We start from the raw sequence: 14,461 nt of genomic DNA on the forward strand, positions 1-14,461 counted from the left end.
GGGTTTTCCACCCCCTTGAGAAACCCCCGAGGATATTTGAAGAACAAAGATGAAGGTAAAGAGAGTCCTAATCTTGATCTTTGTTCCTCAAATATCCTCGGGGGGTGAATTGGCCGTCAGGCCAAGAGGGGGGCAGACAGCCCCCCTTTCTTCGGCGCGGCGGTACGCCGTGCCGTTGGTCGCCCCCCGTTTCGTCTCTTGGAGCCTCGGCGCCGGAGGCGTCGCGGCCGAGGGCGAAACCCCTCCCCCGCGCTACCGTTTCCAGCGGATGGCGCGGCGGAAAGCGCCGAGGCCCTTTCTCGCGCGGGTCAGGTTGCCGCGCAGCCCCTCGCCGGCCGCGGCCTCCAGCCGCAGACGGTTGCGGCGGGTCATGCGGGCCTCGGGCAGCACCCGGTCGATGGCCTCGCGCAGCGCGTCGATGTTCCAGTCGGGCGCCTCGGCGCGGATCGGCAGCACCGGGACGCCGCCCATCGCCCGCCCGATGGCCGAGGTCGCCTCGTCCAGCCGTCCACGGTCCTCCGCGGTCAGCGCGTTCTCCGCCCGGGGCCAGCCCGGCAGCAGCAGGTCCGCAGCATTCGCCACATGGATCACCGGCGGCTGCCGGCGGGCCGGGTCGCGGGCCATGGCCTCGGCAAAGGCGCGGGCCAGCGCGGTATCGGCCGCCCGCCCCGGCCGGTTCGCCCGATGCACCCAGAGCACCAGATCCGCCGTCACCATCTGCGCCGCCACCGCCCGGGCCATCCGTTCGGAGCCGTCGAGTCCCGGCGTGTCGATGATCCGCAGATCCTCGTCCAGCGCATGGCCCGCCGCGCGGTCGGTGGTGGGCGCCGCATCGGTTTCCGCCGCCTCACGCCCCAGAAGCGCGTTGACCAGCGTCGATTTCCCCGCCGCCGTCTGGCCGACGATGACGATCTCGACCGCGCCTTCGACCGGCGCGTCGGGCACCGTGACCCGGGCGCCGCGGCGGGTGAGGTCGGCTTCCGACACTTTCAGCCGGCCGGAATAGAGGTCGATGGCCGCCTGCGCCGCCTCCTCCAGCAGGATGGCCTGCGCGTCGCGGCGGAATTTCTCGGTCAGGCGGTCCTGCAGCCCGGTGGCCAGCACCCGCTCGGCCTCGCGCAGCAGCCCCACCGCCGGGTTCAGCACCAGCCGCACCCCGCGCCAGGCCAGGAAACCCGTCTCCCAGGCGGTCAGCGCCGTATCCTGCTGGCGCCAGAGCCAATGCATCGTCCGGACCGAGAGCCGGTCGGAATAGGGCACGTTCTCCAGCAGGAAGGCGCGATAGCGCAGCGCCACCTGGTCGATGAGCAAGAGCGCCTCGGGCAGGGTGAAATCCAGCGCCGAGCGTTTGCCGGTCGAGAGGTCCGCCGCCACTTCCTCGACCACCGCCAGCGCCTCTTCCGGCAGCTTGTCCCAGGCCAGCGGCTCGCGCAGGCGGCGGTCGATGCGGGCCCGGGCGCGGGCGAAGGCGGCTTTCTCGGCCTCGGACCATTCGGGGTCGGGCTTCGGCCCCTCGAGGCTGCGAGGCTCGCGCTCGCCCGCCACGCGGGTGCGCCAGCGGGCCAGCAGCACGGCGCCCCGGAACACGGCGTAGAACACGGCCGAGCCCAGCGCGAACCACAGCAGGTAGCCGTGTTCGTTCAGCCACAGGAAGCCCAGCAGCGTCGAGACAGTCAGCGGCAGCGCCAGCACCGCCGCCAGCCCCAGCCGGTCCCAGCGCAGGAGCGTATGCCTGAGCCGGTCAGCCAGACGCATGCCGCGCGCCCTTCAGCGCCTGATCGTAGAGCGCGCGCAGTGTCGCCCCGTCCGGTGCCTTACCCCGGGCGGTGCCATAGAGCCAGGCCGAGGCCGCGCGGCCCAGCGCATAGGTCGTGGCGAAGGAAGTTCCCGCCGCCGCCGCTGCGCCCAGCGTCTGGCCGGCGACCGGCACCAGCTTGACGCCCTGTCGGACCAGAAGCCCGGTGCCCATGCGGACCAGCGAGCCGATCCCCATGGCCGAGGCCAGCAGGCCCAGCCGGGCGGGCGTCAGCTCGACCTTATGCTTGCGGGCGAGGGCATGCAGCATCGCGCCCTGCGCGGCGGGCACGGTGGCCAGGCCCGCCAGCGGCACCACATCGGTGGCTCCGGCCATGGCGGCATAGCGCAGGACCAGCCCGCGCACGTTCTGGAAGGCGCGCGCCTCGTCGGCGCGGCGCAGCGCGGCGGCGGCGCGGGGCAGGAAGCTGTCCAGCGCGTCGAGCAGCGCCTCCAGCCCGGTAACCAGCCCCTCATGCGGCATCGACAGGGTGACCGAGGGCAGATCGCGGCCGATCATCTCGGTCATATGCGCCTTGGCGCGGATCTGCGCCCCGGGCTCGGGCACCAGGTCGGCGCCGGTATGGACCAGCAGCACCGGCAGTTTGGTCTTGCGCAGGATCTCGGCCACCGGGGCCTGCACCGGATCGTCCAGCCGCATCACTGCCAGGATCGCCTGGGCGCTGGCCTGCGCGGCGGCGATATCGGCCGAGGGGTCGTAGCCATCCTCGCCCAGCCCCCGCGTATCGAGAAAACGCACCGCGGGCGCCGTGGCCGGGAAGTCATAGGTCGCGGCCCCGCGGGTGCCGGGGGCGAAGCCGTTGCCGACCTCGCCCTCGCCGGTCAGGGCCCGCACGACCGAGGTCTTGCCCGCCCCCGTCTTGCCCAGAAGCCAGATCACCGGCACCGCCGGTTCCACCTGATGCGTGCGCTCGTCCGTCACAGGCTCAACCCTTTGTCGTTCCTCCCCCGAAAGATGGGAACGATCGGACGCGGTTGCAATCGTTCAGCGATTGACCACCACGTCCACCAACTCGCTGGGTCCGGTCTGCAGGTCATCATCCGAGACCATCAGCATGCGGATCCGACCGTTCCAGTCGCGGAACACGCTGATCCCTTCGAGATTGCCGAATTGCCCGTAATCCGAGCGCATCACCCATTGCCCGGGGCTGATCCCCTCGCCGTTGACATTGAAGCGGCGGACCTGGCTGCGGTAGCCGCGGGGCCCATGCTCGCGTTCGAGGACATAGAGCATGCCGTCCGGGCCGAACGAGGCGCCGACCGGCAGGAATTGCAGGTCCATCGGCAGGCGGAAGGCGTCGCCCCAGCCGCCGCGCGGGCTCCAGACATAGCTGGGGAAGCCATAGGTGGCGCGGGCCGGGCGTTCGGGGATGGCATAGACACGACCGTCCGGGGCGGCGGCCACAGCTTCGAGGCCACGCCCGGCGCGCAGGCGCGAGAAATCGACATGGGCGCCCAGATCCTCGCCCCGTCCGCCAAGCTGGCGGTAGCGCATGACGCGGTTGTGCTGCTCGAACGAGACATAGAGCGCGCCGTCGCGGCCGATCGTCACCCCCTCGGCGTCGCGCATGGAGCCGGTCAGGGGATGGCTGTTTTCGTCGTTCAGAAGCGCCACCTGACGGATTTCCATCCCGTCGATGCGCTGGCCATAGCCGCGTTGCAGACGGGCGGCGACGATGAAGCCATGGTCCGAGACCATGTAGACCGTGTTGCCATCCGTGGTGGCGATACCGGAAAAGTCGTTGATGCCCCCCGACATCAGCGGCAGACGGTAACGCGCCACGACCTGGGTCGCGGGGATGGAGGCGGGCTCGTGCTGGACGACCCCGGCGTAATAGGTGGCGGGCTGGGCCTGAAGTGCCGCGGGCAGAAGCGCGGTCAATCCCAGCAGGGCGGAAGCAATGACGCGGGCAGCTTTCATTCTCTTTCCAATACCTGGGCACATTGGCGGGGTAGATCGGCCATGATCATCTCACGGGCCGACCGGCGGCGGGGTTGTGGCGGCTCGGGCGAGGGTTCGACCGGCGTGGTCCGACGCGGCGGGTTCAGGTAATCCGTCACCCACCAGGTCAGCGTATCATCACAACCGTTACCCCCGTTGGAAAGTTCCGCCACGGTGGGCGATTGTGTCTCGCAATGGCGCGATCCGGCAGGACAGCGCAACCGCACGTGGAAATGGGTATTGTGCCCCGCAATCGGACGGATGCGTTGCAGCCAAGGCGTGTCGGCCGGGGTGGCGGTGCGGCACATCTCGATCTTCACTGCGGCGGCGACAAACACCCGGTCGACGCGCGGATCGCTGGCGGCGGCGCGCAGAAGCGCCGCATGCTGCCGGGTCCAGGCCGGGGTGACGCCGCGCTGATCCTCGGTCCGAACGCTGATGGACGAGATGTTCTCGCGCTCGGTCCGGCTGAGCGTCAGGCTGCCCGGCGACAGCATCCAGATATCGGCGTCGAGCCCCATCTGGTGGCTGGCATGCCCCGAGGTCATCGGCCCGCCCCGCGGCTGGCTGATGTCGCCGACATAGAGGCCCTGCCAGCCGATCCCCACCGCCTGACGGCTCAGGTCCTGCAGGAACGAGATCATCTCGGGGTGACCCCAGTTGCGGTTGCGGCTGAGGCGCATCGCCTGCCAGGTCGGTCCCGTCTCGGGCAGTTCCACCAGCCCGTCGGCGCAGCCCCGCGCGTAGGTGCCATAGGCCTCGGCCGGGGCGCTGGTCCCGCGCGTCGCCGCCCCGAAAAGCTGGTTGGCCAGTTGCTGGGCGGTGGCGGAATTGGTGCCCGCCCCGCTGCCACAGGCCGCCAGGATCAGAGAGCCGAGAACGAGACCGAGTTTTTTCATGAAGCAGGCGCCTTTGGTTGCGAGCCTTCGGGATGGACGAAGGCCAGAAGGATGAGCCCCAGGATGAACAGCACGACCACCGGCAGGATACCGATCTGCTGGCTGTCCGACAGGTGAGTGACGATGCCGATGGACAGGGGCGCGAGGAAGGCCGTGGCCTTGCCCGACAGGGCGTAAAGTCCGAAGCCCTCGGTCATCTTGTCCTGATCGCCTTGGCGCACCATCATCGTCCGGCTGGCCGATTGCATGGCGCCCCCCGCCGCGCCGACGATGGCGCCCAGGACATAGAACAGGATGTCGGGCAGGCCCGATTCCGCCGCCACCGGCATGCCGAAGACTGAAGTGCGCGAGACGAAGACGATGGCCAGCGCGGTCAGCGCCAGCGCCACGACGTTGAAGACGATCACCGGCTTGGGGCCGAACCGGCTGTCCGCCTTGCCGCCCAGCCAGGCAAAGATCGCCCCGGTAAAGGCGGCGAGGATGCCGAAGATGCCGACCTGCACCACGCTCCAGCCCAGCACCCCCGCGGCATAGATGCCGCCGAAAGTGTAAACGCCGTTCAGCGCGTCGCGGTAGAACATCGAGGATCCGAGGAAGGCAAAGAGGCTGCGGTTGCGGGGCAAACCCCTGAGCGTCGCCTTCAGTTCCGGCCAGGCGCCGGAAATCGCCGCCCCGATGCTGACCGCCCCGGGTTTTCGGGGCTCCTTCACCCAGATGAAGAAGGGGATCATGAAGACCACATACCAGATCGCCGTCAGCGGCCCGACCGAGCGCGTTCCCTCGCGGGTGGCGGGGTCGAGGCCCAGGATCGGGTCGATGCCGATCAGCGTCTTGCCGGTCGAGCCCTCGGCCAGGAGCGTCAGCATCAGGATCAGCGCCACCAGCCCGCCGACATAGCCCCAGGCCCAGCCCGAGCCCGAGACCTTGCCCAGTTCCTCGCGGGGCGCGAGGTCGGGCAGCATGGCATTGGTGAAGATCGTGGCGAATTCCATCCCCACGAGGCCGATGCAGAACATCAGCATCACGAACCAGATGTTGAAATCCTCGGGCGCCGAGAACCAGACCCCCCAGGCGCCGATCACATAGAGCGCCGAGAAGAACCAGATGAAGCCCATCCGCTTGCCGCTCTTGTCGGCGACCGCGCCGAGGAGGGGCGCGCAGATCGCCAGGAGGATCCCGGCAAAGCCGATGCCATAGCCCCAGATCGCCTGCGCGCGCGAGCCGTCGCCGACCACGCCCACCACATAGGGGCCGAAGATGAAGGTGATCAGCAAGGTGTTGTAGGGCTGGCTGGCCCAGTCGAACCACCACCAGCCCCAGATGCGTTTGCGGGCCGCGGCCAGCGCAGCAGGATCGACCGCGGGCACGGTCGTAAAATCGGTCATATCTTGCCCCCCCAGGCTATCGACCGATCAAGACCCTATGGCGCAGATTCGGGCAAGCCACGAATCTACAACGGTTTACGCCTGTGGCGGATAGAGCACCCGCGCCGCTCAGCGCTTTTTCAGCGCGTCCAGCAGCGCGGCGCCGAAGGCGCCGGTGTCGTCCTTCTTCGCCGGCCCGGCCGAGGCGCTGCGCGGCGGCGGAGCCCCCCTGCCCTTCGGCCCGCCGCGGTTCTCGCGCAGATTGTCCTGAGGGCGGGTGTCGGCATTGTCCTTGCGCATGGTCAGGCCGATGCGCTTGCGGGCCACATCGACCTCGACCACCCGCACGCTGACCACATCGCCCGCCTTGACCACCTCATGCGGGTCCTTGACGAAACGGTCGGCGAGTTGGCTGACGTGGACGAGGCCGTCCTGATGGACGCCGATATCGACGAAGGCGCCGAAGGCCGCAACGTTGGTCACCGTTCCCTCCAGCCGCATCCCCGGTTTCAGGTCGCGGATCTCGTTGACGCCCTCGGCGAAGGTGGCAGTCTTGAACTCGGGCCGCGGGTCGCGGCCGGGTTTCTCCAGTTCGGCCATGATGTCCTTGACGGTCGGCAAGCCGAAGGTCTCGTCGGTGAAATCGCGCGGCTCCAGCCGTTTGAGCGCGCCCGGGTCCTTCATCAGCGAGGCCACGTCCTTGCCCGCCGCCTTGACGATTTTCCGCGCCAGATCATAGGCTTCCGGGTGGACCGAGGAGGCATCGAGCGACTCTGCCCCGCCCTGGATGCGCAGGAACCCCGCCGCCTGTTCAAAGGCCTTCGGCCCCAGCCGCGCGACCTTCAGCAGGTCGCGGCGTTTGGCGAAGGGCCCGTTGGCGTCGCGATGCGCCACCACCGCTTCGGCCAGCCCCGGCCCGAGGCCCGAGACGCGGGCGAGCAAGGGCGCGGAGGCCGTGTTCAGCTCCACGCCGACCGCGTTCACCGCGTCCTCCACGACGCCATCCAGCGCCCGGCCCAGCGCCGATTGGTTGACGTCATGCTGGTACTGGCCGACGCCGATGGCCTTAGGCTCGATCTTCACCAGCTCGGCCAGCGGGTCCTGCAGGCGCCGGGCAATCGACACCGCGCCCCTGAGCGACACGTCGAGATCGGGGAATTCCCGCGCTGCCAGTTCCGAGGCGGAATAGACCGAGGCCCCGGCCTCGGACACCACCACCTTGACCGGGCGGGGCGTGGGCAGCTTCGACAGCAGTTCCGCCACCAGCGCATCCGTCTCGCGGCTGGCGGTGCCATTGCCGATGGCGATGAGGCCGACGCCATGCTTGCGCACCAGCGCGCCCAGCACGGCCAAGGTCCCCTGCACATCCATGCGCGGCTGGAAGGGATAGACCGTCGCCGTCTCCAGCAGTTTACCGGTCGGATCGACCACGGCGACCTTCACGCCGGTCCTGATCCCCGGGTCCAGCCCCATCGTCGCCTTGGCCCCGGCGGGGGCGGCCAGCAGCAGGTCCTTGAGGTTGCGGGCGAAGACGCGGATCGCCTCGGCCTCGGCCTTTTCGCGCAGGTCGGTCATCAGGTCGATGGTGAGCGAGAGCTTCAGCTTCACCCGCCAGACCCAACCGGCGACCGTCCCCAGCCATTGATCCGCCTTGCCCGCGTTCCCGACGTTCAGCGCCGTCCGCACCATGGCTTCGGCGCGGGACTGGCCGGGCGAGGCTTCGGGCTCGACCGCCAGATCCAGCGCCAGAAAGCCCTCGTTCCGGCCCCGGAACATGGCCAGCGCGCGGTGGCTGGGGACGCCCGACAGCGCCTCGGAATGGGCGAAGTAATCCGAGAATTTGGCGCCCTCGGCTTCCTTGCCCGGCATCACCTCGGAGGACAGCAGCCCGACCGCCGCCATATGCGCCCGAAGCGCGGCCTTGAGCCCGGCGTCTTCCACCAGCCGCTCGGCCACGATCTCGCGCGCGCCTTCCAGCGCGGCTTTCGCATCGGCAACCGCCTCGGACAGATAACCCGCCGCCAAAGCCTCGGGGTCCGCCGTCCGGTCGGCGAGGATCGCCTCGGCCAAGGGCTCCAGCCCGTTTTCGCGGGCAATCATCGCCTTGGTGCGGCGCTTGGGTTTGTAGGGCAGGTACAGGTCCTCGAGCACCGCCTTCGTCTCGGCCGCGCCGATGGCTTTCGCCAGATCGTCGGTCAGCTTGCCCTGCCCGGCGATCGAGTCGAGAATCGCCGCCCGCCGCGCCTCCATCTCGCGCAGATAGGACAGCCGTTCAGCCAGGTTCCGCAGCTGGGTGTCGTCCAGCCCGCCGGTCACTTCCTTGCGATAGCGCGCGACGAAGGGCACCGTCGCGCCTTCGTCCAAGAGCGCCACCGCGGCGGTCACCTGCTCGGGCCGGGCGCCGATCTCGGCGGCGATCTGGCGGGGGATGCGGAGCTGGGCGGCGGGGGACAGGGTCACGGGATCGGGCCTTTCGGGGTCGGTGGGGAGGGCGACACTAGCCCCCTCACCGTCCGGTTCCAACCCCCTCAGGGCAGGTTGCGCGGGCTCTTGTAGTCGGGCCCGGTGACGGTGAGCGGCGCGCTGCCGACGGGGATGTAATCGGTGCCCCGGGTCACGACATAGCGCAGCTCCCATTCGCCGGCGGTGGCGGGCGCGTTGATCTGCACAGCGCCCTCGGCGGGGACGATGACGTAGCCGCCGCTGTAATCGCCGGGTCCCCCGCCCGGCCGCGCGATATAGAGGTAATCGCCCTGCGCCCGGGGGGCGTCCGGGCCCAGCGCCACGCTCAGCACCGCCCCTTCGGGCGCGGTCATCGCGGGCAGGACCACGCTGGGCAGGGTGCCGGGCGCGACGGTCAGCGGGATCGAGAGCAGGATCTGCCCGCCCCCGGTCACATAGCGCAATTCATAGCTGCCGCCGTCGATGGGCAGGCCGATCTGCACCGGATTGGCGGCGCTGGTATAGGCGTAAGAGGACCCGACCCAGCTGCTGGCCGCGCCTCCGACCGGCGCCAGGCCGATCCAGTCGCCCTGCCCGTTCGGGCCGCTCCAGCCGACGCTCAGCACCGCGCCGCCCATCAGCGCACCGACCGGCTGCAGGGCTGCCGCGCCCGGCGCCACCTCTCCCGCCCCCTGTGGCGCGGCGAGGGTCACGGCTTGCGCCGCCAGAACCTCGCTGCCGCCGGTGACATAGCGCAGCTCGTAGGGACCGGCGCTCAGGGGCAGCGTCAGGGTGAGCGGGTTGCCGGCATTGGTATAGGCCCAGGAGCCGCTGACCCAGCTGCTGCCCGGGGCGCCGGGTTCGGCGAAACCCACCCAGTCGTTCTGGCCATCGGGGCCGGTCCAGGCCACGCTGACATGGCCGCCCGCCACCAGATCGCCGGTCACGCTGACCTCGGCCACCTGCGCCTGCAGGGCGCCCGCCCAGCACAGGCCCATCAGGAAAACAAAGTGCTTCATTGAAATCCTCCGTCAAAAAACAGGCTGCCTGCAGCCCCCAAAACCCTGCCAGAGGCCCCCTTCCCCGTCCAGCGCTTCCATGGCGCCGCGGGGCGCGCTATCACCGCGCCATGATCACCCGCACCCATACCAAGGGCGACGCGCCCTCGACCGCCGTCTATTCGCCCTGCGAATCCTACCGCTACACGTTGACCCGCACCTGGGACCCGGCGGGGCGCAAGGTGCTCTTCGTCATGCTCAACCCCTCGACCGCGACCGAGGTGCAGAACGACCCCACCGTCGAGCGCTGCGAGCGCCGGGCGCGGGCGCTGGGGTTCGGGTCGTTCCGGGTCTGCAACATCTTCGCCTATCGCGCGACCGATCCCAAGGTGATGCGGGCGCAGGCCGATCCGGTGGGACCCGGGAACGATCAGGCCATTGCCGAGAGCGCGCTCTGGGCCGATGCCGTGGTCTGCGCCTGGGGCACGCATGGCGCGCATCTGAACCGGGGCGCCGCGGTCGAGGCCGTCTTGCGCGCAACCGGCAAGCCGCTCAGCCATCTGGGCCTCAGCAAGGACGGGCACCCCAAGCACCCGCTCTATATCGGCTATGCCCACCAGCCCGAGGATTGGTGAGCCTCAGCGATAGGTCTGGTCCGTGCCCGGGAAGGCGCGGGATTTCACCTCGTCGGCGTAATCCTTGACCGCCTGCTCGATCATCCCGCCCAAGGCGCCGTAAACCTTGACGAATTTCGGCGGCTTGGGGTTCAGGCCCAGCATGTCTTCCAGCACCAGGATCTGCCCGTCGCAATCGGCGCTGGCGCCGATGCCGATGGTCGGGATGTCCACCGCCCGGGTGATCTCGCGCGCCAGAGGCTCCACGACCCCCTCCACCACCACGGCAAAGGCGCCGGCCTCGGCCACGGCGATGGCATCGGCGATGTGGTGCTTCCAGGTCGCCTCGTCCCGCCCCTGGGTCTTGAAGCCGCCCATGACGTTGGTGGATTGCGGCGTCAGGCCGATATGCGCCATCACCGGAATGCCGCGGTCCACCAGAAAGCGGATCGTCTCGGCCATGCGGGCGCCGCCTTCCAGCTTCACCGCCTGACACTGGGTGTCCTGCATGACCTTGGCCGCGTTGCGGAAGGCCACGCCCGGCGATTCCTCATAGGTGCCGAAGGGCATGTCCACGACGACCAGCGCCCGCTTGGTGCCCCGGACCACCGCCTTCCCGTGCGCGATCATCATGTCGAGCGTCACGCCCACGGTCGAGTCCATCCCGTGCATGACCATGCCCAAACTGTCGCCCACCAGAATGAAATCGGCATATTTATCAACGATCGCCGCGGTATGCGCGTGGTACGAGGTCAGCGAGACGATCGGCTCGCCGCCCTTGCGCGCCCGGATCTGCGGCGCGGTGATGCGGCGGATCGGCGCTTGCGGTTCGGTGGACATGGGCTTTCCTCCTCAGGGGGTGACGACGCGCTGGTCGATCAACAGGACCTTGCCGAAACGCACCGCCAGCAGGATCACGGCGGGGCGTTGCAGGGGGCCGGAAATCGTCGCCAGCGTCGCGGCGTCGCGAATATCGGCCGATTGCAGATCGGCGCGGGGATTGGCGCCGATATTGGCCGCGACCCAGGCCCTGAGCCGCGAGGCGGTGATGCCGGTCTTCGCCATCGCCTCGGCCGCGAACAGCGACTGGCTGAGGATCACCGAGGCCGCGCGATCCTCCGGCGTCAGCCGCACGTTGCGGCTGGAGAGCGCCAGCCCGTCCTCCTCGCGCACCGTGGGCACGCCCTCGATATGGATCGGCATGTCGAGGTCGCGCACCATCTGCCGGATGATGCAGAGCTGCTGGTAATCCTTCTCGCCGAAGACGGCGGTATCGGGCTGGACGATGTTGAACAGCTTGGTGACGACCGTGGTCACGCCCCGGAAATGCCCCGGCCTGAGCTTGCCGATCAGCATCCTCGCCAGTTCCGTCGTCTCGACAATGGTCTGAGCACCGGGCGGATAGACCTCTTCCACCGAGGGCAGGAAAACCCCGTCCACCCCGGCGTCGCGCAGCATCGCCAGATCGCGGTCGGCGTCGCGCGGATAGGTCGCCAGATCCTCGCCCGGGCCGAATTGCAGCGGGTTCACGAAGATCGAGGTAACCACCCGTTGGGCTTGGGTTTTCGCCCGCTCGACCAGTGCCATATGGCCGCGGTGCAGGTAGCCCATGGTCGGCACCAGCGCCACGCTCTGCCCCTCGGCGCGCCAGCCGCGAACGCTGTCGCGCACCGCCGCCTTGGTGGTGAAAACCTGCATCGCGCCCCTCCGCTGCCCGCCCGTCCGGCGGCGCCAGACATAGCCGGTGACGCAGGGGCGGGCAAGCGGATGGGGATCGGGGGTGCGACAGGGGGCTGCGACACCCCGGGGGCGGCGGAACGGCAGGGGCTGGCCGTGTGACTTATGAAGTCAAACATAAGGATGTGTCGATATGAAAGCCGCCAAACCGCTTCTGATCCTGACCGGGCTGATGCTTGCCGGGGGCGCCGTGCTGGCGCAGGGCTATGGCCCGGGGCAAGGCCGGGGCGAAACCATGGCCCAGTTCCTGAGCGAATGGGACATGAACGCCGACGGCCGGGTCCTGGCCGAAGACGTCACGCTGCGCCGGGCTGCGCTGTTCGACATGTTCGACCTGAACGGCGACGGGGCGATCGACGCCGGGGAACAGGTCAACATGGCCAGCACCATTGCCGGGCAGGAAGAGGCCAACCACGGCGGACAAGGCCGGGGTCAGGGCATGGGGCAAGGTCAGGGCGTGGGCCAGGGCCGGGGTTTCGGCCGCGACAACGCCCCGGGCCAGCGCATCCACGGCGCCATGACGCTTGCCTATAACGACACCGACGGTGATGGCGCGATCAGCGCTGCCGAATGGGCCGACGCGACGCCCCGGCTGCTGGCCGCGCTGGACGGCAACGGTGACGGGCAGATCGACGCCCGCGACTTCGGTCGCTGAGGCCCCTCAGACCGCGCGGTCTAGGGGCGCCGCCTGCGCCTGGCTGAGCATCTCCGCCGTCAGGTGGTAATGCTCCGCCAGCAGGCGGGTCGCCAGCGCCTCGTCCCGGGCCAGCGCCGCATCGGCAATCGCCCCGTGCTCGGCCATCAGGTCGCGCGCCGGGGCGGAGTGCCGGTTGCTGAGGCTCGGCATCCGGTAGCGCACCGAGCCGACATAAAGGCTGTCGATGATCTGCTCGAGCCGCCGCGAGCCCGAGGCCGAAACCAGCGCGAAATGAAAATCGCGGTGCCGTTCCTCGAGCGCCGCCAGACTCTCGGGCTGGTCGGGGCTCGAGCGCTCGAACTGGCGGCCCAGCGCGTGCAGGCTGGAAACGATCCGGGCCTCCCAATCGTCATCGCCCCGCCGGATCGAGCGGCGCAGCGCCTCGGTTTCGACAAAGGCGCGGGTTTCCATCGTGTCGCGCAGATCCTCCAGCGACAGCGGCGCGACGCGAAAGCCCCGCATCGGTTCCGAGGTCACCAGCCCCTCGGCGGTGAGGCGGGTCAGCGCCTCGCGCAGGGGCGAGAAGCCGACGCCGAAACGCTCCTGCAACTGGGCCAGCCGCAGGGGTTGCTCGGGCGCGAAAGCGCCGCTGATGATCTGGTGCCTGAGCATCGCATGGGCCTGTTCGCCCATCGACTTCGCTGTCTTGCTCATCCTCGCAGCCCCCTCAGCCGGTTCTCCGGGCGGTCGATAATGCCTCCTCCCCTTCTCGCCCGCGGCCAGAAAAAAATCAAGAACACAAGATTTGCGAAAATCTGTTGATTCCATAAAATCCTGCCGTAGGATCAGGCCACACAGCCAGGAGGGATTCCGATGAGCAAAGCGCGGGACCAGTATCGCGAGGACGTTGCCGGGCGGGCCAATGTCGAGGACACGCCCGAATTGCTGGCCTATTACGACGAGCTTGAGCGTTTCGACGCGGGCGCGCTCTGGACCGTGGCCAACAAGATCGAACCCTGGGAGCCCGCCAGCAGCTCGCGCCCCGTCCTCTGGCGCTATCAGGATCTGCGCGCGCATGTGCTGCGCTCGGTCGATCTGGTGACGCCGGAAAAGGCCGGGCGGCGGGTGATCTACCTCAACAACCCCGGGCGCAGCGACGTGGCCGCGGCGGTGGGCTGGATCTATGCCGGGCTGCAGGTCATGCACCCGGGCGAGCAGGCCAGCGCCCACCGCCATTCCGCCAGCGCCATCCGCTTCATCATGGAGGGCACGGGCGCCTATACCGTGGTTGACGGCCACAAGATGACGCTGGGCCACAACGATTTCGTCCTGACCCCGAACGGCACCTGGCACGAGCATGCCGTCGCCTCGGACGGGACGCCCTGCATCTGGCAGGACGGGCTGGACATCCCCTTCGTCAACGCGATGGAGGCGAATTTCTACGAGGTTCACCCGGACCTGACCCAGGCGGTGGCCTATCCGGTCGACGACATGACCAAGACCTGGGGCAATCCCGGGCTGACGCCGCGGGACGGCAACTGGTCCAAGGGCTACAGCCCGATGTTCAAATACGAATGGGCCCCGACCTATGAGGCGCTGTCGAAGCTGGCCGGTTGCTCGGACGGCTCGCCCTTCGACGGGATCCTGATGGATTACGTCAACCCGGTGACCAACGGGCCGGTGATGAAGACGCTGGGCGCCAGCATGCAGATGCTGCGCCCGGGCGAGCGCACCCGCGCCCACCGCCACACCGGCAGCTATCTGTACCACGTCGCCAAGGGCCGCGGCCATTCGGTGATCAACGGCAAGCGCTTCGACTGGGCCGAGCATGACATCTTCTGCGTGCCCTCCTGGGCCTGGCACGAACATGCCAACGCCTCGGACAGCGAGGACGCCGTGCTTTTCTGCCTGAGCGACCTGCCGGTCATGCGGGCGATGGGGCTTTATCGCGAACAGGCCTTCGGGGAGAATGGCGGTCATCAACCAGTGATGCCGTAACCCGAAGGACCCTCC

The 14,461-nt window shown here is 69.0% G+C and carries 13 protein-coding genes; 3 read left to right on the forward strand and 10 right to left on the reverse strand.

From position 1 onward, the window contains the following. Positions 1-252: 252 nt before the first annotated feature. From VDQ18_RS09760 to VDQ18_RS09790, 7 genes are all read right to left on the reverse strand, one after another. Positions 253-1,755 carry a GTPase family protein gene (locus VDQ18_RS09760; RefSeq protein ID WP_323020750.1) on the reverse strand — a complete coding sequence of 501 codons (1,503 nt, stop codon included), beginning with the start codon at positions 1,753-1,755 and terminating at the stop codon, positions 253-255. Next, a complete protein-coding gene (locus VDQ18_RS09765; RefSeq protein WP_323020751.1) occupies positions 1,742-2,737 on the reverse strand; it encodes a GTPase domain-containing protein in 996 nt (331 codons plus the stop codon). The genes VDQ18_RS09760 and VDQ18_RS09765 overlap by 14 nt, the downstream gene beginning before the upstream one ends. A gap of 63 nt (positions 2,738-2,800) precedes the next feature. Further along, complete coding sequence (locus tag VDQ18_RS09770) at positions 2,801-3,736, reverse strand: esterase-like activity of phytase family protein (RefSeq protein WP_323020752.1); 936 nt, start codon at positions 3,734-3,736, stop codon at positions 2,801-2,803. Then, on the reverse strand, positions 3,733-4,656 hold the full coding sequence (gene mepA / locus VDQ18_RS09775; protein ID WP_323020753.1) for a penicillin-insensitive murein endopeptidase: 924 nt from the start codon (positions 4,654-4,656) through the stop codon (positions 3,733-3,735). Before mepA ends, VDQ18_RS09770 begins: the two co-directional genes overlap by 4 nt. Further along, positions 4,653-6,041, reverse strand: coding sequence for an MFS transporter (locus VDQ18_RS09780; RefSeq protein ID WP_323020754.1), 1,389 nt, complete (start codon positions 6,039-6,041; stop codon positions 4,653-4,655). The genes mepA and VDQ18_RS09780 overlap by 4 nt, the downstream gene beginning before the upstream one ends. A gap of 108 nt (positions 6,042-6,149) precedes the next feature. Beyond that, on the reverse strand, positions 6,150-8,474 hold the full coding sequence (locus tag VDQ18_RS09785; RefSeq protein ID WP_323020790.1) for a Tex family protein: 2,325 nt from the start codon (positions 8,472-8,474) through the stop codon (positions 6,150-6,152). A 74-nt stretch (positions 8,475-8,548) separates the two neighbouring features. Continuing rightward, positions 8,549-9,481 (reverse strand): hypothetical protein, encoded by a 933-nt coding sequence (locus tag VDQ18_RS09790; protein WP_323020755.1) that lies wholly within the window; start codon positions 9,479-9,481, stop codon positions 8,549-8,551. A 110-nt stretch (positions 9,482-9,591) separates the two neighbouring features. Between VDQ18_RS09790 and VDQ18_RS09795 the strand changes: the two genes are divergently transcribed. Further along, positions 9,592-10,095 carry a DUF1643 domain-containing protein gene (locus VDQ18_RS09795; RefSeq protein ID WP_323020756.1) on the forward strand — a complete coding sequence of 168 codons (504 nt, stop codon included), beginning with the start codon at positions 9,592-9,594 and terminating at the stop codon, positions 10,093-10,095. Between the two features lie 3 nt (positions 10,096-10,098). Here the strand turns inward: VDQ18_RS09795 and panB are convergent, their stop codons facing one another. Both panB and panC read right to left on the reverse strand, forming a co-directional pair. Beyond that, complete coding sequence (panB, locus tag VDQ18_RS09800; RefSeq protein WP_323020757.1) at positions 10,099-10,914, reverse strand: 3-methyl-2-oxobutanoate hydroxymethyltransferase; 816 nt, start codon at positions 10,912-10,914, stop codon at positions 10,099-10,101. A gap of 12 nt (positions 10,915-10,926) precedes the next feature. Continuing rightward, a complete protein-coding gene (gene panC / locus VDQ18_RS09805) occupies positions 10,927-11,772 on the reverse strand; it encodes a pantoate--beta-alanine ligase (protein ID WP_323020758.1) in 846 nt (281 codons plus the stop codon). Positions 11,773-11,944: 172 nt separating this feature from the next. On the opposite strand from panC, the gene VDQ18_RS09810 reads away from it, so the two are divergent. Further along, a complete protein-coding gene (locus VDQ18_RS09810) occupies positions 11,945-12,466 on the forward strand; it encodes a hypothetical protein (RefSeq protein WP_323020759.1) in 522 nt (173 codons plus the stop codon). 6 nt (positions 12,467-12,472) lie between these two features. On the opposite strand, the gene VDQ18_RS09815 is transcribed toward VDQ18_RS09810, so the two are convergent. Continuing rightward, positions 12,473-13,162 (reverse strand): GntR family transcriptional regulator, encoded by a 690-nt coding sequence (locus VDQ18_RS09815; RefSeq protein WP_323020760.1) that lies wholly within the window; start codon positions 13,160-13,162, stop codon positions 12,473-12,475. Positions 13,163-13,321: 159 nt separating this feature from the next. Here VDQ18_RS09815 and VDQ18_RS09820 point away from each other — a divergent pair, with 159 nt between their 5' ends. Next, positions 13,322-14,446 (forward strand): cupin domain-containing protein, encoded by a 1,125-nt coding sequence (locus VDQ18_RS09820; protein ID WP_323020761.1) that lies wholly within the window; start codon positions 13,322-13,324, stop codon positions 14,444-14,446. The last annotated feature ends 15 nt before the right edge of the window (positions 14,447-14,461 follow it).

Origin of the sequence: Pararhodobacter sp. (assembly GCF_034676075.1) — a bacterium.
Lineage (GTDB): Bacteria > Pseudomonadota > Alphaproteobacteria > Rhodobacterales > Rhodobacteraceae > Pararhodobacter.